The organism is Megasphaera sp. SC8-1, assembly GCF_024436295.1.
Classification (GTDB): domain Bacteria; phylum Bacillota; class Negativicutes; order Veillonellales; family Megasphaeraceae; genus Megasphaera; species Megasphaera elsdenii.
The window spans coordinates 170044-191342 of the sequence record NZ_JANFQH010000011.1 but is presented as its reverse complement, the minus strand read 5'-3'; the positions used below and the strand labels follow the sequence as shown (position 1 = coordinate 191342).

Here is a 21299-nt window from a genome sequence, read left to right as displayed (position 1 = left end):
ACATCCCATAACGATTAAAAGGAGACTGCCCTATGAAAACCTTACAGGACTACATCGATAAATTAAACGCCCTCAACTTCAAAGATATGTATGAAAACGACTTTTTCCTCACCTGGGACAAGACCGATGACGAACTGGCAGCCATCTGGGTCCTGGCCGATGCCCTCCGTTTCATGCGGGAACACAATATTTCCACCAAAATCTTTGAAAGCGGCTTAGGCATTTCCATCTTCCGCGACAATTCGACGCGTACGCGCTTCTCCTTCGCCTCGGCCTGCAATCTCCTCGGCCTGCAGGTCCAGGACCTGGACGAAAAGAAGAGCCAGATTGCTCACGGCGAAACGGTCCGCGAAACGGCCAACATGATTTCCTTCATGGCCGACGTCATCGGCATCCGCGACGATATGTACATCGGCAAGGGCCATACGTACCAGAAAGAAGTCGTCGACTCCGTCACCCAGGGTTATAAAGACGGCATCCTCGAACAGAAGCCGACTCTGGTCAACCTCCAGTGCGACATCGACCATCCGACCCAGTGTATGGCCGACGCGGCCCATATCATCCATGAAATGGGCGGCCTGGAAAACTTGAAAGGCAAGAAAATCGCCATGACCTGGGCTTACTCCCCGTCCTATGGCAAACCCCTCTCGGTCCCGCAGGGCGTCATCGGCCTCATGACCCGTCTGGGCATGGACGTCGTCCTGGCTCATCCCGAAGGCTATGAAGTCATGCCGGACGTCGTCGACGTCGCCAAAAAGAACGCCGAAAAATCGGGCGGCTCCTTCCGCATCACCCACGACATGGCCGACGCCTTCAAAGACGCCGACGTCGTCTATCCCAAGAGCTGGGCTCCCTTTGCGGCTATGGAAAAACGGACGAATCTCTACGCCGCTGGCGACCAGGCCGGCATCGATGCCCTGGAACAGGAACTGCTGGCTCAGAACGCTCAGCACAAAGACTGGTGCTGCACGGAAGAATTGATGAAGACCACAAAAGACGGCAAAGCCATGTACCTCCATTGCCTGCCGGCCGACATCAACGGCGTCAGCTGTGAAGACGGCGAAGTCGAAGCCTCTGTCTTCGACCGCTATCGCGATTCCCTCTACAAGGAAGCCAGCTACAAGCCCTATGTCATCGCTGCCATGATCATGCTGGCCAAATGCCAGGATCCGGCTCAGACCTTGAAAGCATTAGAAGAACGCGGCATCCTGCGCAAAATGAAATAACCTGACCGTCAAAGGTGCCGGTCCTCCGGACCGGTGCCTTTTTCATTCCCCTATCATGCGTTTTACTCATCATTTATAAAACTTTTGTACACATAAAAGGAGAATTATCATGACCGAGAAAAAGAAACGTATCGTCATCGCCCTCGGCGGCAACGCCCTGGGAAATACACTGCACGAACAGATGCTGGCCGTCAAGACGACAGCCAAGGCCATCGTCGATCTCATCCAGGAAGGCTGTGAAGTCATCGTCGCCCACGGCAACGGCCCGCAGGTCGGCATGATCAACCACGCCATGGCTGCCCTGAGCCGGGAAGATCCGAACCAGCCCAACACGCCGTTGTCGGTCTGCGTCGCCATGAGCCAGGCTTACATCGGCTATGACTTGCAAAATGCCCTGCGCGAAGAAATGTACAACCGCGACATCTTCGACATTCCCGTCGCCACCATGGTCACCCAGGTCCGCGTCGATCCGGAAGACCCGGCTTTCAAGAATCCGTCGAAACCGATTGGCCATTTCATGACTAAAGAACAGGCGGAATACGCCGCCAAAGAATACGGCTACATCGTCAAGGAAGACGCCGGCCGGGGCTGGCGCCGCGTCGTCGCTTCGCCGCTGCCCCAGGAAATCATCGAAATCGGCGCCATCGACACCCTCGTCGAATCGGGACAGCTGGTCATCGCCTGTGGCGGCGGCGGTATTCCCGTCATGCGTCACGGCAACCACCTCAAAGGGGCCAGCGCCGTCATCGACAAGGATTTTGCCAGCGAACGCCTGGCCGAAGACCTCCACGCCGATTACCTCATCATCCTGACAGCTGTCGAAAAAGTGGCCATCCACTTTGGTCAGCCGGACGAACAGTGGCTGTCGGAAATGACCACTGACGAAGCCCGGCAATATATGGCACAAAATGAATTTGCCCCCGGCTCGATGCTGCCCAAAGTCCAGTCCGCCGTCAAATTCGCTGAATCCCGTCCCGGCCGGACAGCCCTGATAACACTGCTCCAGAAAGCCAAAGATGGTATCCTCGGAAAAACGGGGACCCGCATTTACCGAGCCTAAAGGAGGCGCATCATTGTGGAAAAAATGCCTATTTCAAACAGCCGGAGCGCCTCACTCTTTTCCATGGATGGCATCCCTCATTTCTTTGAAGCCCTGCCCCTGGCCTTACAGCACGTCGTCGCCATGATTGTCGGCTGCGTCACACCGGCTATCATCGTCGCCGGTGCCGCCGGCCTGTCCCAGCCCGACCGGGTTCTGCTCATCCAGGCTTCGCTGATTGCTGCGGCTATCGGCACCTTCTTGCAACTCTATCCTATTGGCCGCCGGACAGGGCTCCATTTCGGTGCCGGTCTGCCAGTCATTTTCGGCGTCAGCTTCGCCTACGTACCGACCATGCAGACCCTGGCCAGCGAGTACGGTGTAGCCGCCATTTTGGGCGCCCAGATATTCGGCGGAAGCTGCGCCATCTTAGTCGGCTTAGCCATCCGCCGTATTCGCCATTTTTTCCCGCCCCTCGTAGCCGGGACCGTCGTCTTTACCATTGGCCTGTCCCTTTATCCCATTGCCATCAACTACATGGCCGGCGGCGTGGGCAGCCCGACCTACGGCAGCTGGAAGAACTGGATCGTCGCCTTGTTTACACTCGTTGTTGTGACATTTTTCACAAACTTTGGTAAAGGCCTGCTGCGCCTGGCTTCTATCCTCGTCGGCATCCTAGCCGGCTATATTCTGGCCCTGGCCATGGGCATGGTCCAATTCGACAACGTCATGACAGCCGGGTATTTCGAAATGCCCCAAGTCTTACACTTTGGCTTAGAATTTGACCCGCCTGCCTGCATCGCCATTTCCCTGCTCTTCGTCATCAACTCCATCCAGGCTATCGGTGACTTCTCGGCCACCACTTCCGGAGCCATGAACCGTCAGCCCACATCAGATGAACTGCACGGTGCCATCTTGGGACTGGGGGCGACGAATATCCTCGGCGCTTTCTTTGGCTTCCTGCCGACGTCGACCTTCGGCCAGAATGTCGGCATCGTCACGACGACGAAGGTCATCAACCGGGCTACGCTGGCCCTGGCGGCTATCATCATCCTCATCGCCGGTATAGTTCCTAAATTTTCCGGTCTCTTGACGACCATCCCCTATGCTGTCCTCGGCGGGGCTACGGTCTCCGTCTTCGCATCCATCGCCATGACCGGTATACGCCTGGCCCTGTCCGATGGGGCAACGCCGCGCAACATGTCCATCATCGGCCTGGCCGTCGCCATGGGTATGGGATTGTCAGCCGCGCCGCAATCGCTTTATCTCTTCCCGGACTGGGTGACGACCATCTTCGGCAAAGCGCCCGTCGTCATCGCTTCGATAATCGCCATCAGCCTGAACCTCATCCTGCCCAAACGCCATGGAACGCCTAGTGAGAATCCTTCGGCTCAAGGATCTGACTGATTCCCTGTTGCACGTAATGGATGAATTTCTTGACTGCCGGTGATGCCCCATCCCGACTGGGAATGGCAATGCCAATGGTAATCGTATGGGGCGGATCCATGGGAAGGATAGCCACGCGGCCCTGCCACTGTGCCGTCATGAGGCGATTGTTCATACTGACACCCAGGCCGGCTTCGACCATGCGATAGGTCGTATAGTTATCGATGGCCGTATATCGCGTTTCATAAGAAATATGTTCTTCCTTGAGGATCCGGACGACATCCGTATCCTGCTGCGGCAGTGGTTCAATAAAAGATTCATGACACAACTGCTTCAACGGGTATACCTCGGCTCGTGCCAAGGGATGATTTTCCGGAAGCCACATGACCATTTCATCTTCACATAAGGGAATCCAGTCTCCGGAAAAAGGGCGCCACGTCGTGATACAACAATCGAAGCGCCCTTCTTCCAATCCATCGTACATCACTTTATTGGCGCATTCCTCGATGTGGACGTGGACTGCCGGATAGGCATGCTGGAAAGCCTGTATAATCTGCGGCAGCCAGTTGGCGGCTACACTGAAATAAGAGCCAATGTAAATATCCCCGGCCGTCAATCCCCGGATCTGGGCACTGTACTGCAACAAAGCATCTTCATCACGGATGAGGCGGCGCAGATAAGGGAGCACTGCCTGCCCTTCACGGGTCAGATAAATGCCTTGTGCCGTCCGCCCCAGCAGGGGAAAGCCGATTTCTTTTTCCAGCGATGCAATGGACCGCATGACGCCAGACGGGGTATATCCCAATCGTTCGGCAGCTGAAGAAAAACTGCCCGCCTGGATGACTTGCAGCAAGAGCCTGCATTTTTCCGTATTCATGTCTATCACCTTTGCCTTTTTATCAAAACTATATATATTATTTTGCTATTCTCTCCATACTACTTTTATCGTATCATAAAAGCAAGAAAAAAGTAAGGAGGGACTTTTTCATGAAACAAAGAAATGCAGAAATACTGCTCATCATCGTCATCGCTTCCCGCAGCATTTCCTATCTCCTGTCGAAAATCGGACTGAACGGGATACCGCCTTTAGAATTACTGGCAATCCGCTTCGCCCTGACGACACTTATCCTGCTGCTGCTCTTTCACCGCCGCCTCCCGCTGTTGACGCGCCAGCTATGGAAGGCTGCCGGCCTCTTAGGGACCTTCCTCTTCGCCTGCATGGCCTGTGAACTCATCAGCCTGACGACAATTCCCTCGTCGACAGCGGCCTTCCTGGAAAATACATCCGCCGTCTGGGTCCTGATCCTAATGGCCGTCGTCAGCCACCATTGGCCGGGAAAGCAAGTCCTGACGGCTACGAGCCTGCTCCTTATCGGCATCGCCTGTCTTACCCTGCAAGGCGCCGTTTTCCATCTGGCACCGGGAGAAATCATCTGCCTGACCGGTTCCGTCTTCTACGCCATTTGGATCTGCCTGACCGCCCGCCTGGCCCGGCAGTACGACCCATTGCTGCTGGGGATCTTGCAAATGGGATTCCTCGCCGTGTACAGTACAGTAGGCATGGTCTTATTTGAAAGCCCGGCCGTTCCTGCCGATACGACGACGTGGGGTGCCATCCTGGCCCTGGTCTTCATCTGTTCCGTCTTTGGCTTCACCTTCCAGCCCGTCGCCCAAAAGTATACCAGCGCCGAAAAAGCCGGCCTGTTTACAGCACTGAACCCGCTCATCGCCGCCGTCCTGGGCGTCATTTTCCTGAGCGAAACCTTTACGCCCGTCCAATTAGCCGGAGCCATCTGTATCCTCCTGGGCATCATCATCGTCCAGCTTCCCGAAAAATATCGCTGCAAAACGCATAGCTGTCAAAATGGATGACACCTGCCTTGACAAAACACCTCCGCCCGGCCTATGCTGAATGCGGAGGTGTCTTTATGAAAAAAAATCGTCTTATCGCAGCCGGACTCTTAGGCCTATTGTGGCTTCCCGGCCTGGCACTGGGCCAGGAAGAAGGCGTACAACAAGCCAAGCCAGCAACGGTATGGCAGGACCTGTATTACAGTCGCCAAGAAAAAAAAGACCTCATCATCAGTTCTGATAACAAAGTCCCTCATTCTTTCTACGGCCTGCAGATTGGCGACAAAAAAAGTGACGCCCTGAAAAAGCTGCGTCCAGCCTTCAAATTCATGTATGAACTCAAGGCCATCGGTAACGAATACCTCTTGACCGACGTCGTATACCCGGACTATTACCTGACCCTCATGTTCGACGAAAATGACCGGCTGTTCATGATGATATACCAGGAAAACAAAAAATACGAATTGCAGTAAAAGAACATTTAGAAAAAAGCCATTAGCGGGCGGTCCACCGGACCGCACCCGTAGGGGACGCCTAAAGGGCGTCCCGCCGTGAATCGTGGGTATGACCATTCTGGTATATGGGGCTTTTTTTCACACATCACCTGTCATGAATAGCGTGTACACCATCATTTCAGGCGGGCCGCCCTTCGGGACGGCCCCTACGCACCAGGCCGATGGCCGTATTTTTTTTGTGGGCTGCATTCATTTCCATCGCCTGTATGCGATATCGTAGGGGACGCCCAAAGGGCGTCCCGCCGTGAATCGTGGGTATGACCATTCTGGTATATGGGGCTTTTTTTCACACATCACCCGTCATGAATAGCGTGTACACCATCATTTCAGGCGGGCCGCCCTTCGGGACGGCCCCTACGCACCAGGCCGATGGCCGTATTTTTTTTTGCGAGCCCTATTCATTTCCATCGCCTGTATGCGATATCGTAGGGGACGTCCTGATTAAGGCGTCCCATTGTGAATCGTGGGTATAGCCGGAATTTATGACGAATGACACTCGGTCGTAATACAATCATGAGTCTGTCGCGGCGGTACGCCGCATCTGAGTCCGCGAAAAAAGCCGTGGTTCGTGGTTCGTAAAAGCACACCATCATTCCGAATGAGCTGTGGTCAAATATCACAGCGGGCCGCCCTTCGGGACGGCCCCTACGAATACGGCCACGGGCCGTATGTGTTTATGCGGCTATCTGCGTCTTTTCCAGTTTTGTGCAAAAAAAGACCACCCATTTCTGAGTGGTCTTTTTGTAATCTTCCTACAAAAGGAAGGATTAGAATACGAATACGAACTGAGCACGTGTTTCTTCGCCCGGATCAGCATTGCCATCTTTGGCGCTGGTTGCGAAGGACTGCATGACCTGGAACTGAGCGTTCTTAGCGAAGGTGTAGTCAACGCCGACGCCCCAAGATTTAACGTTGTTCAAGAGGCTGCCTTCTCTCCAGCCATAGGTTGATCCAACAAAGTTGCCATTTGCATCAGCAAAGCCCTGGTCAGCATTGAGGTATTCAACCCAAGCGTCCCAGGATTTCGGCGTAGCAAAGTTAGCAGCACCGTAGGTCAAGCGGCCAACCCAGACTTCCGGGTCGTTGTCTTTGCTATCTGTGCTATTGTATTTTTCGTAGTTGGCCAGGGCATTCCATTTACCGAAATTAGCACTAGCATAAGCGCCCCAAGAATCATCAAAGCCAAAGCTACCTGTACGATCCTTGCCACCAGCAACAGTATAATCGTTGTAGTAAACACCAACTGCCGAACCAGCTGCACGACCGCCGCCGAAGAAGCCATCTAATTCGCCGTAGCCGGTCTTGACACCATCGGTATCCGTAGCCATCGAGCCTTCTTTAAATTTACCATAACCAGCGGTTGCAGCAAATTTGTCGTTGTGATACTGCAACTGAGCGCCGTCGAAGGTATCGCCATAGAGGAAGCCATAGCCGTGGCCATTGCCCATGTCGTATTCATAACGACCTACGAGGAGGTCCCAGTTGTTGCCGCCGAAGTTGTAATCAACGTTGGCCAAGTCCGTATAGATATTGTTATTATCGCTATCGCTAGCCTTGCTATTGTCAGCAAAGCTTATGCTATTAGTGCTAATACCATAAGTAACTTTCGTGCGGTCGTTGACCTGAGCATTAGCGCGGACGCGGACACGGTAGGACCAGGAATCATCGTTCTTCGTAGCTGCATTGACCGGTTTGCCGGCTTTATCTTTGTCGCCTTCGCTCTGGTGGATATAACGGACACGAGCGTCACCAGTCAATTTAACGTTGCCAACGCGGTTTTCCAAAGCGCTTACGCGAACGCCGAGGTTGTTGAGTTCGTCAGCATATTCATCAGCCAGTTTGTTGATGAGGGCGCGCTGTTCGACAGAAGCTTTGTCCATGTGAGCCATAGCTTTGGCGACCATTTCAGCGGCTTCATAACGGGTGATGTTACGGTTGCCCTGGAAGTACTGGCCGTCAACACCCTGGATGATGCCGGCATCAGCCAATTCTACGACGGATTTGTAAGCCCAGCTGTCGGACGGTACGTCGACGAACGGGTTAGCTGCAAAAGCGCACGTTGCGCCAACAGCCATGGTTGCTGCGAGAGCTGCTAATACTTTTGTTTTCATGAGTATTACCCCTTTTCCAAAAATAAGTTTCTTATAAAGTCTTACTCCGTTACAAGCGAGGGACAGAAACATATTTTCTGAGGGTTCATTGGCGAGTTGTCCTAGTTTCCTCTCTTTTACTGCCTCAGACTGTCTATTTCTTCGTACCTCTTTTCACTAGTATACCTGCACAGCACTATACTAGTTCCCTTCCACTATACTCTATTTTGTAAGTTTTGTCAAAATTATGTAAGTTTTTATCACGATAAAAAGTCCTGTAAAGGGCAGAAACAAGCCACGTTTTACGTATTATGCCGATTAGGAATATATATAAAAAAAAGACCACCCATTTCTGAGTGGCCTTTTGCAATCTTCCGGTAAAGGAGAGATTAGAATACGAATACGAACTGAGCACGTGTTTCTTCGCCCGGATCGTTGTTGCCTTCTTTCGCTTCAGATGCGAAGGACTGCATTACCTGGAACTGAGCGTTCTTAGCGAAGGTGTAGTCAGCACCGACACCCCAAGATTTAACGTTGTTCAAGAGGTTACCATTTCTCCAGCTCTGTGTAGAACCAATGAATGCGTGAGTCTTATCACCAAAACCATTGTCGGCATTGAGGTATTCAACCCAAGCATCCCAGGACTTCGGCGTAGCGAAGTTAGCTTTATTGTAAGTAATCTTACCAACCCATACTTCCGGATCATCTGCTTTGCTGTTTTCACTATTGTATTTTTCGTAGTTAGCTAAAGCATTCCATTTGCCGAGGTTCAAGCTACCATAAGCTCCCCAAGCATCATCAAAATTGAAGGACTTATTGCCACTGAAGTCATTGTAGTAAACACCTACAGCAGAGCCAGCTGCACGGCCACCGCCGAAGAAGCCTTCTAATTCACCATAGCCAGTCTTTGTAGCTGCCGAAGCACCATTGTCACCACCCATGACACCTTCTTTAAATTTACCATAGCCAGCAGTAGCAGCAAATTTATCGTTGGTATATTTCAACTGAGCGCCATCGAAAGTATCGCCATAGAGGAAGCCATAAGCACGGCCACCGCCCATATCATATTCATCACGGCCAACTTTCAAATCCCAGTTGTTGCCGCCGAAGTTGTAGTCAACAAAAGCACGGTCCGTAAAGATGTTATTGTCCTTACTATCGCTAGCTGTGCTATTATCAGCGAAGTTTACATTGTTAGTGCTAACGCCGTAAACGACTTTCGTGCGGTCGTTAACCTGCGCATTAGCACGAACGCGGACACGGTAAGACCAAGAATTATCGTTCTTAACTTCACCCTTGCCCTGGTCATCGCTGTCCTGATGGATGTAACGGACACGAGCGTCACCGGTCAATTTAACGTTACCGACGCGGTTTTCCAGAGCGCTTACGCGAACGCCGAGGTTATTGAGTTCGTCAGCATATTCATCAGCGAGTTTGTTGATGAGGGCGCGCTGTTCAACAGAAGCTTTGTCCATGTGAGCCATAGCTTTTGCGACCATTTCAGCAGCTTCATAACGAGTGATGTTACGGTTGCCCTGGAAATACTGGCCGTCGACACCCTGGATGATGCCAGCGTCAGCGAGTTCTACGACGGATTTGTAAGCCCAGCTGTCAGACGGTACGTCGACGAACGGGTTAGCTGCGAAAGCGCAAGTTGCGCCAACAGCCATAGTTGCTGCGAGAGCTGCTAATACTTTTGTTTTCATGAGGATTACCCCTTTTCCAATAAAAAATAAGTTTCGTAAAAAGTCTTACACCGTTACTAGCGAGCGCCGAAACGTATTTTTTCCAAGGGTTCATTGGCGAGTTGTCCTAGTTTCCTCTCTTTTACTGCCTTGAAAAAGGTACTGTTTTTTTGCTCTTTTCGCAGGTGTTGCCTGCGTCCGCACCACACCTGTTGCGATTATTATACAACTTTTTTCGGCACTTGTCAAAATTTAATGCTTGCTGCCCTCTTTTATCATCGTAAAAATCGGCTCAACAAAGCCATTTCCCCTTCATTTTTTAATCGCCATTTTTTAAAATTTAAAGGGTAATTTTGCATAAAAATTTTATTTATGGTTATTTATTCACAGCCCATCGTTTTTCATGGCAGTTCTATCTCAACGGTTATTGACTCTCATTCTTTTATTCTCCAGCCATTGCGACCACGACTGACTTCCTCCCTGTCTCACCTGGTCTTGCACATACTGATAAAATAAAGACACCATTTCGTGTTTTTCATGATAATACGGTCCTTTCCAATCGCCCTGTTTAGGATGGGCCACGTCGTGCGGCGTGTAGTTGCCGCCGATTTCATACTGACGGTAGACGATGTCCTTATAGGGCAGGCCGGGATTTTTGATCATGTCGTACATAACCATGTAAGCCGTCGTCCGGCCGGCTCCGGCTTCGCAATGGAAATGGAGCCAGGCGTCATCCGGCAAGGTGCGGACGAAAGCTAAGAAGGCATCGATTTCGCCCGGCGTCGGCCAAAGATGGTCCGTGTTAGCCAGGCGGACGTAGTGGATGCCTTTGCTGTCTGCCAGTTCCTGTTCTGTCTGGACGCGTCGGACCGCTATGACTCGAGGATGAATGGGCAAATCGCCTTTCCCCTGGTCGTAGACGATGACGTCCTTTCCCAAAACGGCCTGCAAGCGCTGCTGTTCATCAGCCAAGGCGGCCGTCGGAGATTTGCCGATATTGCCCCAATCGTGGCGGCCATACCAGCTAACTGCCGTACCATCGAAGAAGCCATGCGACTCCTGCCGCAAGTCGACATCATAAATGGGGCCTTTCGTCTTTTTCCGCAACGCCTGGACCAGGGCGTCGAACTGGCGGGCCGAAAACTGGCCAGACCCGGAAATACGTAAATCATCCAGGCCTTTCCGCGATGGAACATAAGACGAATCGACTTCCGATGCATATTTATGTTCTACCTTATGAAAAGGTGACTGACACGTGCGGAAATTCCGAGGCAGAGAGGCATCATTTTCCGCATCGACACGCCAGAAATGCCCTTCATAAGCGGCCGGCGCCAAAGCCGGCAAAGGCGTGCGTCCACCTTGAGAAAAAGCGATATTATCGCCATTTCCTTGACCTTGAACAACCATACCCATGGCCGAAAAAACAGCCAGGATAACTGCAATTTTTTTACATCTAATCATAATTTTTCCTTTCGATTGTAATAATTTGTTTTTATGCATTATACGTGTTTAGTAAAACGTGTGAGGGAATATATATAAAAGGGACCTGACCGCCCCGCAAGGCCGCCATTCGTAGGGGACGCCCAAAGGGCGTCCCGCGTGAATCCTGTGTACATCCCCCATGCCACTGCGCGGCGTTAAACTCAAATAGACGACATCGCCTCAGGAAACCCTCGGCTCGTGGAAAGGGCCCCATCCGGGGCCGTCGTAGGGGCCGGCCAAAGGGCGGCCCGCTATGCGCTGAGGGTTTCCCGAAGCGTCATTGTCAATTTGAGTTTGTCGCGGCGGAACGCCGCATCTGAATCCGAGGGAATTTCAACAAAAACACCGCCAATGGTTTCTTGCCCCGTAGCGGTGTTTTGTAATTATTCCTAAATCAATTTATTTTGTTTAGCAAGTTCCTTGATGATGGAAAGTGATAATTTGCTGTACTTTGCTACTTTTTCTAAGGCCATCCCATCCTTCAACATTTCAAGAGCTAATTCCAATTTTCCTTCCCTTCTGCCTTCTTTTCTGCCTTCTTTTCTACCTTTCTCCCATCCTTCTTGTTTGCCTTTCATCAGGCCATCTTCGTAGATTCCTTCTCCTAAGTTGCACATGACTTCCAAATCCCCCTCTTCTTCTTGTGTCAAATCAATCCCAAAATCATTATGCAGGGTCGTAATCTTTTCACTGGCGTTCTTTGATGATTTGAACATCAAATCAAGCAGGTTTATCAGCCGGTCTTTGACTTTGCTGTTTCCCAGATAGACAAAGATGATGCCCATGAGGTCATAATTCTGACAAGGTTCCTTATAGCGGTGCAGCAAATGCTGTTCTTTCAGCTGATAGCGGTTGATAGCGCTTTTTCCCTGCGGGGCTTCCATGCAAATCCAGATGGTATAGACCTTCTTTATTTTATTGTAGTCGCTATTGGTAAATTCGGTTCCTTTTTGTGAAGAAATCAATTAGAAACCGGAACCGTACTGACTTCCGGCGTCCCTTCGATGTAGATATTGGCAATATCGTCGAGGCTGGCCGATTCAAATTCGGGAACCGTCCGTTTCAAGATATAAGCCAGCACCATTTTCTGTGACAAAACGCCTTTCGCTGCTTGATCATAGTCCAACGCGCCCACCAGCTGCTCCTTTACATCCTGCATCATCTCTTCATCCATCGGCCACACCTCCTTGAGTTTATTGTATCAGATTTCAATTTCTTTGTACAACCGGGAAATCGCTCATCGAGAAAAGCTCACCATTATGCCAGAATGGGCTGTGGTTGAATATCACAGCGGTCTGCCCAACTACAGCTGTCCGTTTTGGCAGCCGCATCTGAGTCCGAGGAAAAAGCAGTGACTCGTTGTAAGGACCTCATTTTTTTGCTGGGAATTTCGGATGAATGGTATGGGGGCCAAGCATTTTTTCCATCCAGACAATGTCGTACCAGCGGTCGAATTTGTAGCCGCTGTGGTGAAGCTGACCTGCCAGGATATAGCCCAGGTGCTTATGGAAATTCAGGCTGTCATAGGTAACATAAGGATCATCTTCATCGCGGGGTATAGCAATGCAGGCATTGATGTTTAGGATTCCCATAGATTTCAACGCTTCTTCCAATGCTTCGTAGAGCTTACGGCCAATTCCACGTTTACGTTCGTTTACATCGACGTAAATGCTCGATTCGACCGACCAAGCGTACGCTTCACGACCATAGAATGCATGGGCATAGGCATAGCCGACGACCTGGCCATCTAATTCGGCCACTAAATAGGGATAGTGCTGCGAAATTTCTTGGCGCCGCCGTTCCATTTCTACAGCATCCGGCGCGGTGTACTCGAAGGTAATGGCCGTCTGATTTACGTAATAGGCGTAAATCAGAGCCAAAGCCCCTGTATCATCTCCGCAGGCTTGCCGAATCAAAATGCTACTGTTCATCTGCATCACTCCTTTTTAAGAACCTCTCAGACTGCCTTCGGCAGCCAGCTCCCCTACCATGGGAGCCTTAAAAAAAGACTATGGCATGTTCTCAGAAATTCCATGCCATAGTCCCTGTTCTCAGTATGTGATTATTTCCAAAATTCCCACCAATGATGGTTGGCTTTTTCAGCCAGCTGCTGGCGCAGTTTGTCCCGTTCGGCCTGGACGGTGGCCAATGTTTCCTGGAGTTGTTTGTGTTCGTCTTCGATGAGGCTGCCTTCTTTTTTCAAGCGGTCGACTTCGCTCTGCAGGGAGTCGGCCTGGTCTTTGTTCTGCTGGGCTTCCAGAGCTTTGACTTTGACTTCGGACAATTCGTTCTGTTTGGCAATGAGGTTCTGCTGCAGCGTGATGACCTGCTGCTGGGCCGTGTTGAGGTCCTGCTGGGCTTTGAGCAGTAAAATACGCAGGTTGTGCGATTCTTGCTGGGCATTGGATACTTTTTCGCTTTCAAGTTCGGTAATCGTCGCCTGGTCGTGGAGGCCGCGCAGCTGGTCGAGGATGCGAACGGCTTCGGTGTCGAAGGCCCATTCGCCCTTCTGCATGGTAGCGTGTTCTTCGCCATCATGGTTGATTTCATCCAGATGCTTCTTGACGAACTGGATAATGCCCTGGCGGGTTTTGATATTATAACGGTCCATTAAGTCTCTTGTCGTGATCACGTGTTTTCTCTCCTTATATTTACTCTATCTGTTTCAGCATTTACCTGGCCCATTTCTCTAACCAAAAAAAGGCTTAACCATGCCATCCAGCATAACAGCAACTCGTATAAATATATTTCCTTTAGTTTACATTATTTCAAAGGATAATGCAACGAAAAGGGGGCTGTCGCATGAAAACAGCTCGCATGCGAGGCCCCATTCCTATGTGCAGTTCCGGATACCGGCTTAGATGGAAAGCTGGACGAAATTCTGGCCGAAGCGCAGGTATTCCCCTTGCGGCAGTTTATAGGCCTTGGAAATGGCGTTGGCTTCTGTCGGCACTTCCGGTGTCGTTTCTAATTCATAAGCTTTGGCATAGGCGCCAGTCGTATCACCGGCAGTCAGGCCGGATTTATCGAATTTCAAATCGCTGCCATCGTAAATGCGGATGCCGATGACGATACCGCCCTGGAGGTAGGCATCCATATGATGGCTGTCATAGATCCAGCGGTCCGTCCCCTGGTCTTCTGCAGTGCTGCTCGGCTGGCCATAAGCGGCAGTTAAGTCGGCTTCGGTCATGCCCAGGTATACGCCGCCGATAGATTCATAGCGGTCGGCATTGAGGGAACGGCGCAGAGGCATTTTATTGTCGACGATGAGGTACTGATGGGATTTATGGCCCATGAGATCCATCTTGATGGTCCGGTCGCCAGTCTGTTCATGAATGGTAAAGGTCCCGGTCCGCGGATAGTCATAGGTGCAATCCTTGGGGTCCGTAACGGCACAGCCGTTGATGGTGTTGCCTTCGATGGTCATGACCAGGTTGCCCTTGGTGCTGTACCATTCGCCGGCAGCCGGGTCGAGCCAGTCGACGACATTCTGGTCCGGTGCCGCCTGGGTCGTTGCCGTAACCGTAGCCGTAGCCTGCGGTTCAGCAGCCGTCGTCGTTGCCGTCGTATCTTCGGCTAAGCAGACAGCGGACAGGCTCATGGTCATGAGCGCACAAAGTATCATATTTCTTGCTATTTTTTTCATTTTAATTCGCTCCTCTTGAGTTTACTTCTTTTAATTGTCTATTATACACGGATTTGCTCGAGAAAACAACTCCATCGTAAACGAAGAAGGCTCATCTATTTATTTTTGTTTACCTTCTGTTTCTTCGATTTCTTGACCGCTTTTTTATCTTTTTTCTGCTTCTGGCCAGATTGTACGGCTCCTGTATCTTTCACCGCTTCCGTAGTTTTGACGACAGGTGCCTTGGCCGGAACCGATACGGTGTCGATCAGCGTGCCATCATTCTTCAGAGCACTGACACGAAATTCATCCGGTTCGACCTGGAGCGTCAGGTACATCGGCATATCCGTCGGATTGTAATAGACGACATCTGTCGGCTTCTTTACGGAGCCATCCCACGATTCCGTCCCGGAGCGGCCGGTGGCAATATAGACAGTTCCTTCCGTTGCAGCCTGGTCGTTTTTGATGGGAACCGTCCGTTCATAGCAATGTTCATGCGCTGTGAACACTAAGGGGACGTTATATTTATCGAAGAGGGGCATGAAGTATTTCCCGTTTACATCGAGTTGCCCATCGTAAGGACTATCCCAGGGCGGACGATGCATGAGGACGACCACTCGTTTACCCGCTTTCTGGGCAGCTGCCAAGTCCTTATCGAGCCAGGCCGCTTCATCTTCCATCATCGTCGGCCGCCAGCCGTTCAATTCTTCGTAATCCGTGTTGAGAGATACGTAGTGGACGTCGCCATAATCGAAGGAGTAGGCCAGGCGGTTCTGGTCCTTCGGGCCGCCATACGGTACGGCAAAGAGGCCTTTATAGGTATACGGTTCGGCAAACTGCCAATCCATGCTGTAGGCTTCGTGATTCCCCAAGACCGGCGCAAAGGGGATATGGCTGGTCAGGACATCGGCGTTTTCAAACCAGTCACGCCATTGGAAATAGGCCTGGCCGTTGTCGGTAATGTCCCCCATATTGATGAAGAAAGCCGCATCATCGTTCTGCTGCCAGGCAATCTGTGCCGTCTGCCCCCAAACGCTGTAATCGGTAGACTGGGAATCACCGAAAATAAGGACTTTATATTGATTTAAATCTTCTTTGGTCGTCGAAAACGTGATCCAATCCGTTGCGCCGTCGGCATTGACGATACGGTATTCATATTCCGTCGCCGGCGTCAATTTCTGCATATACGCACCGTACGTATAGGGCGCGGGATTATCGGCGTCGTAAATGGGCGGCCGTTTCCCTTCGGTTACATAAGCCAGCTGGACATCCCCCTGGTCCTTATGGCGGTATTCTACGCTGTAGTCATTACGGTTGCTGTCCGACTGCCAGGAAATCGTCTTGCCCGTGGCGCTGTCCTTGGCGACGATCTGCATCAGATTATCCACTGACATGGCCAGGGCCTGGCTGGAAAATAAAGTAAACGCACTGAGGAGAGCCGCAACGAGATGGCTCTTTTTATACTTCATGTATTTTCACGTCCTTTCTTGTCACAAAATGTATTGTAGCACAATCCCTTGATTTGGCAATCTTTTTGTTGACATCAATTTCCGCATCTCTTATAATGAGTAAATTGTATATTTGTTTACATCGCGAGGGGAGAATAAGATGAATACACTCGATTTACTATTATTGGCCGTCGGCCTGTCCATGGATGCTTTTGCCGTTTCCATCTGCAAAGGCTTGTCACTCGGTAAAATCAGCTGGCGCCATATGGTCCTGGCCGGCCTGTGGTTCGGCATCTTCCAGGCCCTGATGCCGGCTATCGGTTACGGTCTGGGCAGTTTCTTTGCCGATATGATCGACGCCTATGACCACTGGGTCACGTTCATCCTGCTCGGCGCCATCGGCCTCAACATGATCAAAGAATCCTTTGAAGACCAAGAGCACTGCGATGCCTCTATGCGGCCTTATACCATGCTCATGCTGGCTATTGCCACCAGTATCGATGCCCTGGCCGTCGGCGTTACCTTTGCCTTTATGGACATCGATCTGCTCCCCTCGGTCACGCTCATTGGGATAACGACCTTCTTATTCTCGGCAGCTGGCGTCAAAGTCGGCAGTCTCTTCGGGACGCGCTATAAAAATAAGGCCGAATGTATCGGCGGCATCGTTCTCATCCTGATTGGCCTGAAGATATTGCTGGAAGGCTTGGGAGTGTTGTAAAAAAAGGCTTGTCGCATGTGCGACAAGCCTTTTTTCTGTAGGGGCGCCACGTGTGAGCCCCTACGAAATATAAATTATTTTACTTCGTGAATCCAGCCTTCGGGGCCTTCGATTTCGCCCATCTGGATGCCACGCAAGGTCTTGTAGAGTTTCGTCAGGACAGGACCCATTTCATCCATGCCGCTGGGGAGGCAGACTTCTTTGCCGTGGTCGACGACTTTGCCTACCGGGCAGATGACGGCAGCTGTGCCGCAAAGGCCGGCTTCAGCAAATTCGCTGACTTCCGAGAATTTAACCGGACGATGTTCGACTTTCATGCCCAACATATCCGTTGCAATGGTGATGAGGGAACGGCGGGTAATGGAAGGCAGGATGGAGTCCGATTTTGGCGTAACCAAGGTACCGTCTTTCTTGACAAAGAGGAAGTTAGCGCCGCCCGTTTCTTCTACGTACGTGCGCGTAGCCGGGTCGAGGAACATGTTTTCATCGAAACCGTTCTGATGAGCTAAAATGTAAGGATACATGCTCATGGCGTAGTTCAAGCCGGCTTTGATATGGCCTGTACCACGCGGAGCTGCACGGTCGAAGTCAGAAATGCAAATCGTAATCGGTTTTACACCGTTTTTGAAGTAAGAGCCAACCGGTGTGCCGAAGAGACGGAACTGATATTCGTCAGCCGGTTTAACGCCGATGACCGGGTTGGTCCCAAAGATATACGGGCGCAGATAGAGAGCACCGCCGCTTTCAAAGGGAGGAATATAATCCTTGTTGGCACGGACGACTTCGTCGACAGCTTCCATGAACATATCTTCAGGAACCGGCGGCATTTCAAGCCGTTTTGCCGAGTCCATCAAGCGTTTTGCATTCTGGTCCGGACGGAAGGTAACGGTACGGCCGTCTTTGGTCTTGTACGCTTTCAGGCCTTCAAAGACTTGCTGGCAGTACTGCAAAATGCCGGCACATTCATTGAGGACGACATTCGGATCATCCGTCAATTCTCCTTTGCCCCATTTGCCGTCTTTATAATTGGCAACATAACGCTTTGCAATCGGCTGATATTCAAAGCCTAATGCCGACCAGTTAATATTAACATTTGACATAACAATTCCTCCATTTCTTTTATGTACAAAATAAATTTCTAAATATTTTGTACTTATAGATTAATCACTTCCATCTCCTTTGTCAATGGGAGATTTTTTGTTTGCTTATTGTCAACTTATTTATTTTTATCAAAATTGACAATAAGCAAATTGTCGGGTATAATCCAGATTATCGTAAACTAATCTATGGGTAGATATAGGTTTACATTTTCTCAAAGGAGTGATTTCATGGTTTCTTCTGCCCTCTCATCTCATCGCTGGGATACACGTGACCTCGTCTTATTCGCCCTGTTCACAGCGCTCATCGCCATCGGGGCTTTCATCCGCATCCCCGTTCCCTTCTGTCCCTTCACGCTGCAGTTATTGTTCACGACGCTAGCCGGTCTGCTGCTGGGAAGCCGCCGCGGCGCCGCATCCGTCGCGGTCTACGTCTTCTTGGGCCTGATTGGCCTGCCGGTTTTCACCTCTGGCGGCGGCCCGTCATACATCTTCCAGCCGACTTTCGGGTATCTCCTCGGCTTCATCGGCGGCGCCGGCCTGACGGGATATATTGCCCACCAAGTTCCGGTCCCCTCCCTTCGCCGGCTGCTGGCCGCTGATTTCGCCGGCCTCGTCATCGTTTACGCCTGCGGCATGGTCTATTTGGCCTTGATCAACAACGTGTACCTGGGCACGCCAATCAGTTTCTGGACGCTCTTCGTCTACTGCTTCGTCCTGCCCATCCCTGGCGACATCTTCTTGTGTATCGTCGCCGCTTTCCTGGCCCGTCGTGTCCAACGGACCATAGCCGCTTAGAAAGGAGTTCGTTTACTATGAGTAAAGGATTATTCATCACCGGAACGGGGACAGACATCGGCAAGACCTATGTCACAGCCCTGCTCATCAAGACCTTGCGCCAGCATGGCTACGACATTGGCTATTACAAGGCAGCTATCAGCGGCGCCCCGACGGTCGCGGCCAGCGATGCCGGCTATGTAAACGCTACGGCGGGAATCGGTGAAGCGCCGGACCTGCTCTTGTCTTATCTCTACGACCACGCCGTCTCGCCTCATCTGGCAGCCCGCTGGGAACATAAACCTATCGAAAAAGACGTCATCCTCCGGGATTGGCAGCGCGTCACAGCGGCCTACCCGTATGTCACGGTCGAAGGCAGCGGCGGCATCATCTGTCCCCTCCGCGATGACGACCAGGCCTTCTTCCAATTAGAAGATGTCATCTCCTGGCTCCATCTGCCCTCGCTCATCGTCTGTCCGGCCGGTTTGGGGACGATCAACGGCGCCGTATTGACCGCCTTTTATATGAAAGAAAAAGGACTGCCCGTCCAAGGTTTCATCGTCAACCATTATACGGGCAGTCCCATGGAAAAAGATAATATCCGCATGATCGAAAAGCTGAGCCAAAAGCCGGTCTTAGCCGTCGTCGCCGAGGATGACACGTTGCTCCATGCCGATGCAGCCTCGCTCATTTCATTGTACCAATAAAGAAAGGGGATTTACATGAGTTTACTTGAAGCCGATTTAAAATACATCTGGCATCCTGCGCAACAAATGAAGGATGCCGAAGTCTTCCCGCCAGTCGTCATCGACCACGGCAAAGGCTGTTATCTCTATGACATAGACGGGAAAGAATACATCGATATCATCAGTTCCTGGTGGTGCAATCTCCTCGGCCACTGCAACGATGAAATCAACGCCGCCATCAAAGACCAGCTCGACAAATTGGAACACGTCATTTTCGCCAACTTTTCCCACCGCCCGGCCATCGAGCTCTGTCAGGAACTCCTGCCCCTGCTGCCGGAAGGATTGAAACATTTCAACTTCACCGACAATGGCTCTTCATCCGTCGAATGTGCTCTGAAGATGGCTTTCCAATACCAATACCAGTCCGGTCATCCCGAACGGCAGCGCTTCATGTGCCTGTCCGAGTCGTATCACGGCGAGACCATCGGCGCCCTGTCCGTCGGCAGCATGGACCTCTACGCCCGCATCTACAAGCCCATGATGATGAACAATATCCATTTCGATGGCCTCGACTGCTACCGCTGTCCCTATGGAAGGACGCGGGAAACGTGCGACTGTGAATGTTTCGTCGGCGCCGAGAAGGCCTTCGCCGCTTACGGCAAAGAAACGGCCGCCCTCATCGTCGAACCGATCCTGCAAGGCGCGGCGGGCATGCGTATCTACCCGCCGGAATACCTGCGCCGCCTGCGCCGGCTCTGCGATGACTACGGCGTCCTCCTCATCGACGACGAAGTTGCCGCCGGTTTCGGCCGGACAGGCAAGATGTTCGCCATCGAACACGCCGGCGTCAGTCCGGACATCCTCTGTACATCAAAAGGCCTGACCGGCGGCTACCTGCCCATGTCCCTGACGATTACGACCGAGGCCATCTACCAGGCCTTCTACGACGATTTCAAGACGCATAAAGCCTTCGTCCACAGCCATACCTATGCCGGCAATCCCCTGGCTTGCCGGGCCGCCCTGGCCGTCTTGCACATCATGAAGCGCGACGACATATTAAAAAAAGCTGCCGAAAAGAGCATCTACCTTCATGAAAAGTTAGACGCTGCTCTCGGCAGCCATAGCCATGTCGGCGAAATCCGCCACATCGGCCTGATCAATGCGATTGAATTAGTAGAAGATAAAAAGAGTAAACGCGCCTTTGATCCGGAAAAACGGATTGGCTGGCACATTTTCCGAAAAGCCATGGACCTGGGTCTGGTCCTGCGCCCCATTGGCGACGTCATTTACTTCAATCCGCCCCTCACCATCGACGAGCCTACTATGGATGAAGCCGTCCGCCGTTGCCGAGATGCCGTTCATGCCGTCTTAGGAAATGATTAAGCCTTCAAAGCCGCATCCAGAGCTGCTTTGACATGAGCCTTGATGGCGTCATAAGACTGACCCGGCTGGGCTTCATAGAGCTTTTCCGTACCGATGAACATGGACGGGACATAGTAGTAAGAATGGCCTTGTACGACTTCGGGATGTTCCGATTCTTCGTACCAGTCGACGGCTACCTGGCGGTATGCCGGATTTTCTTCGATCAGTTCAGCCACGGCTTCTTTAGCGCCCTTGCAATAGGGGCAGCCATTGAGATAAAAAGCAGTAATATTCTTCAAGGGAATCGTCTCC

Annotated in this window: 21 protein-coding genes; 9 read left to right on the top strand and 12 right to left on the bottom strand. The window is 51.5% G+C overall.

The features are described 5' to 3' along the window. The first annotated feature begins 32 nt into the window (after positions 1 to 32). From ygeW to NOS26_RS04485, 3 genes are all read left to right on the top strand, one after another. Positions 33 to 1226, top strand: a complete 1194-nt coding sequence (gene ygeW / locus NOS26_RS04495; protein ID WP_255917340.1) for a knotted carbamoyltransferase YgeW — start codon at positions 33 to 35, stop codon at positions 1224 to 1226. A 109-nt stretch (positions 1227 to 1335) separates the two neighbouring features. Next, positions 1336 to 2286 carry a carbamate kinase gene (gene arcC, locus NOS26_RS04490; RefSeq protein WP_014015563.1) on the top strand — a complete coding sequence of 317 codons (951 nt, stop codon included), beginning with the start codon at positions 1336 to 1338 and terminating at the stop codon, positions 2284 to 2286. A 24-nt stretch (positions 2287 to 2310) separates the two neighbouring features. After that, positions 2311 to 3672, top strand: a complete 1362-nt coding sequence (locus tag NOS26_RS04485) for a uracil-xanthine permease family protein (protein WP_041647413.1) — start codon at positions 2311 to 2313, stop codon at positions 3670 to 3672. Here the strand turns inward: NOS26_RS04485 and NOS26_RS04480 are convergent. Continuing rightward, positions 3638 to 4528: a LysR family transcriptional regulator gene (locus NOS26_RS04480; RefSeq protein WP_014015561.1), complete on the bottom strand. Its 891-nt coding sequence runs from the start codon at positions 4526 to 4528 to the stop codon at positions 3638 to 3640. The genes NOS26_RS04485 and NOS26_RS04480 overlap by 35 nt on opposite strands. A 110-nt stretch (positions 4529 to 4638) precedes the next feature. Between NOS26_RS04480 and NOS26_RS04475 the strand changes: the two genes are divergently transcribed. Continuing rightward, a complete protein-coding gene (locus NOS26_RS04475) occupies positions 4639 to 5523 on the top strand; it encodes a DMT family transporter (RefSeq protein WP_014015560.1) in 885 nt (294 codons plus the stop codon). 56 nt (positions 5524 to 5579) lie between these two features. After that, entirely contained in the window at positions 5580 to 5975 is a 396-nt protein-coding gene (locus tag NOS26_RS04470) for a hypothetical protein (RefSeq protein ID WP_014015559.1), read from the top strand. Between the two features lie 809 nt (positions 5976 to 6784). Here the strand turns inward: NOS26_RS04470 and NOS26_RS04465 are convergent. From NOS26_RS04465 to NOS26_RS04425, 9 genes are all read right to left on the bottom strand, one after another. Beyond that, positions 6785 to 8128 (bottom strand): S-layer homology domain-containing protein, encoded by a 1344-nt coding sequence (locus NOS26_RS04465; RefSeq protein WP_074787156.1) that lies wholly within the window; start codon positions 8126 to 8128, stop codon positions 6785 to 6787. A gap of 368 nt (positions 8129 to 8496) precedes the next feature. Continuing rightward, positions 8497 to 9813 carry an S-layer homology domain-containing protein gene (locus NOS26_RS04460; RefSeq protein ID WP_074787159.1) on the bottom strand — a complete coding sequence of 439 codons (1317 nt, stop codon included), beginning with the start codon at positions 9811 to 9813 and terminating at the stop codon, positions 8497 to 8499. 396 nt (positions 9814 to 10209) lie between these two features. Then, positions 10210 to 11253, bottom strand: coding sequence for a protein tyrosine phosphatase (locus NOS26_RS04455; RefSeq protein WP_074787161.1), 1044 nt, complete (start codon positions 11251 to 11253; stop codon positions 10210 to 10212). Positions 11254 to 11663: 410 nt separating this feature from the next. Further along, positions 11664 to 12158: a hypothetical protein gene (locus tag NOS26_RS04450; RefSeq protein WP_074787163.1), complete on the bottom strand. Its 495-nt coding sequence runs from the start codon at positions 12156 to 12158 to the stop codon at positions 11664 to 11666. A gap of 77 nt (positions 12159 to 12235) precedes the next feature. Next, positions 12236 to 12448 (bottom strand): hypothetical protein, encoded by a 213-nt coding sequence (locus NOS26_RS04445; protein WP_014017025.1) that lies wholly within the window; start codon positions 12446 to 12448, stop codon positions 12236 to 12238. Positions 12449 to 12644: 196 nt separating this feature from the next. After that, on the bottom strand, positions 12645 to 13205 hold the full coding sequence (locus NOS26_RS04440; protein ID WP_169013466.1) for a GNAT family N-acetyltransferase: 561 nt from the start codon (positions 13203 to 13205) through the stop codon (positions 12645 to 12647). Positions 13206 to 13336: 131 nt separating this feature from the next. Further along, complete coding sequence (locus NOS26_RS04435) at positions 13337 to 13906, bottom strand: kinesin (RefSeq protein ID WP_255917338.1); 570 nt, start codon at positions 13904 to 13906, stop codon at positions 13337 to 13339. 225 nt (positions 13907 to 14131) lie between these two features. Next, positions 14132 to 14920, bottom strand: a complete 789-nt coding sequence (locus NOS26_RS04430) for a hypothetical protein (RefSeq protein ID WP_014015555.1) — start codon at positions 14918 to 14920, stop codon at positions 14132 to 14134. Positions 14921 to 15015: 95 nt separating this feature from the next. After that, positions 15016 to 16368, bottom strand: a complete 1353-nt coding sequence (locus tag NOS26_RS04425) for a metallophosphoesterase family protein (RefSeq protein WP_014015554.1) — start codon at positions 16366 to 16368, stop codon at positions 15016 to 15018. 139 nt (positions 16369 to 16507) lie between these two features. On the opposite strand from NOS26_RS04425, the gene NOS26_RS04420 reads away from it, so the two are divergent. Next, the gene (locus NOS26_RS04420; RefSeq protein WP_014015553.1) at positions 16508 to 17065 is read left to right on the top strand and encodes a manganese efflux pump MntP family protein; all 558 of its coding nucleotides are present in this window, start codon (positions 16508 to 16510) and stop codon (positions 17063 to 17065) included. 74 nt (positions 17066 to 17139) lie between these two features. On the opposite strand, the gene NOS26_RS04415 is transcribed toward NOS26_RS04420, so the two are convergent. Then, on the bottom strand, positions 17140 to 18165 hold the full coding sequence (locus tag NOS26_RS04415) for a branched-chain amino acid aminotransferase (RefSeq protein WP_014015552.1): 1026 nt from the start codon (positions 18163 to 18165) through the stop codon (positions 17140 to 17142). 228 nt (positions 18166 to 18393) lie between these two features. On the opposite strand from NOS26_RS04415, the gene NOS26_RS04410 reads away from it, so the two are divergent. From NOS26_RS04410 to bioA, 3 genes are read left to right on the top strand one after another with little or no spacing between them, the layout of a single operon-like run. Next, a complete protein-coding gene (locus tag NOS26_RS04410; RefSeq protein ID WP_169013465.1) occupies positions 18394 to 18960 on the top strand; it encodes a biotin transporter BioY in 567 nt (188 codons plus the stop codon). Between the two features lie 17 nt (positions 18961 to 18977). Then, complete coding sequence (gene bioD / locus NOS26_RS04405) at positions 18978 to 19646, top strand: dethiobiotin synthase (protein WP_022497247.1); 669 nt, start codon at positions 18978 to 18980, stop codon at positions 19644 to 19646. 15 nt (positions 19647 to 19661) lie between these two features. Beyond that, on the top strand, positions 19662 to 21008 hold the full coding sequence (gene bioA, locus NOS26_RS04400; protein ID WP_014015549.1) for an adenosylmethionine--8-amino-7-oxononanoate transaminase: 1347 nt from the start codon (positions 19662 to 19664) through the stop codon (positions 21006 to 21008). On the opposite strand, the gene NOS26_RS04395 is transcribed toward bioA, so the two are convergent. After that, entirely contained in the window at positions 21005 to 21286 is a 282-nt protein-coding gene (locus tag NOS26_RS04395; protein ID WP_169013464.1) for a glutaredoxin, read from the bottom strand. The two genes, bioA and NOS26_RS04395, sit on opposite strands and share 4 nt — an antisense overlap. Between the last annotated feature and the right edge of the window lie 13 nt (positions 21287 to 21299).

Bases quoted from the DNA above. Each gene is read 5' to 3' on its own strand.
- NOS26_RS04420 (WP_014015553.1), top strand. From the start codon at position 16,508: ATGAATACACTCGATTTACTATTATTGGCCGTCGGCCTGTCCATGGAT.
- NOS26_RS04455 (WP_074787161.1), bottom strand. From the start codon at position 11,253: ATGATTAGATGTAAAAAAATTGCAGTTATCCTGGCTGTTTTTTCGGCC.
- NOS26_RS04450 (WP_074787163.1), bottom strand. From the start codon at position 12,158: ATGGAAGCCCCGCAGGGAAAAAGCGCTATCAACCGCTATCAGCTGAAA.
- NOS26_RS04460 (WP_074787159.1), bottom strand. From the start codon at position 9,813: ATGAAAACAAAAGTATTAGCAGCTCTCGCAGCAACTATGGCTGTTGGC.
- NOS26_RS04465 (WP_074787156.1), bottom strand. From the start codon at position 8,128: ATGAAAACAAAAGTATTAGCAGCTCTCGCAGCAACCATGGCTGTTGGC.
- NOS26_RS04410 (WP_169013465.1), top strand. From the start codon at position 18,394: ATGGTTTCTTCTGCCCTCTCATCTCATCGCTGGGATACACGTGACCTC.
- NOS26_RS04415 (WP_014015552.1), bottom strand. From the start codon at position 18,165: ATGTCAAATGTTAATATTAACTGGTCGGCATTAGGCTTTGAATATCAG.
- ygeW (WP_255917340.1), top strand. From the start codon at position 33: ATGAAAACCTTACAGGACTACATCGATAAATTAAACGCCCTCAACTTC.
- NOS26_RS04425 (WP_014015554.1), bottom strand. From the start codon at position 16,368: ATGAAGTATAAAAAGAGCCATCTCGTTGCGGCTCTCCTCAGTGCGTTT.
- NOS26_RS04485 (WP_041647413.1), top strand. From the start codon at position 2,311: ATGCCTATTTCAAACAGCCGGAGCGCCTCACTCTTTTCCATGGATGGC.
- NOS26_RS04470 (WP_014015559.1), top strand. From the start codon at position 5,580: ATGAAAAAAAATCGTCTTATCGCAGCCGGACTCTTAGGCCTATTGTGG.
- NOS26_RS04445 (WP_014017025.1), bottom strand. From the start codon at position 12,448: ATGGATGAAGAGATGATGCAGGATGTAAAGGAGCAGCTGGTGGGCGCG.
- bioD (WP_022497247.1), top strand. From the start codon at position 18,978: ATGAGTAAAGGATTATTCATCACCGGAACGGGGACAGACATCGGCAAG.
- NOS26_RS04430 (WP_014015555.1), bottom strand. From the start codon at position 14,920: ATGAAAAAAATAGCAAGAAATATGATACTTTGTGCGCTCATGACCATG.
- NOS26_RS04440 (WP_169013466.1), bottom strand. From the start codon at position 13,205: ATGAACAGTAGCATTTTGATTCGGCAAGCCTGCGGAGATGATACAGGG.
- NOS26_RS04475 (WP_014015560.1), top strand. From the start codon at position 4,639: ATGAAACAAAGAAATGCAGAAATACTGCTCATCATCGTCATCGCTTCC.
- NOS26_RS04480 (WP_014015561.1), bottom strand. From the start codon at position 4,528: ATGAATACGGAAAAATGCAGGCTCTTGCTGCAAGTCATCCAGGCGGGC.
- bioA (WP_014015549.1), top strand. From the start codon at position 19,662: ATGAGTTTACTTGAAGCCGATTTAAAATACATCTGGCATCCTGCGCAA.
- arcC (WP_014015563.1), top strand. From the start codon at position 1,336: ATGACCGAGAAAAAGAAACGTATCGTCATCGCCCTCGGCGGCAACGCC.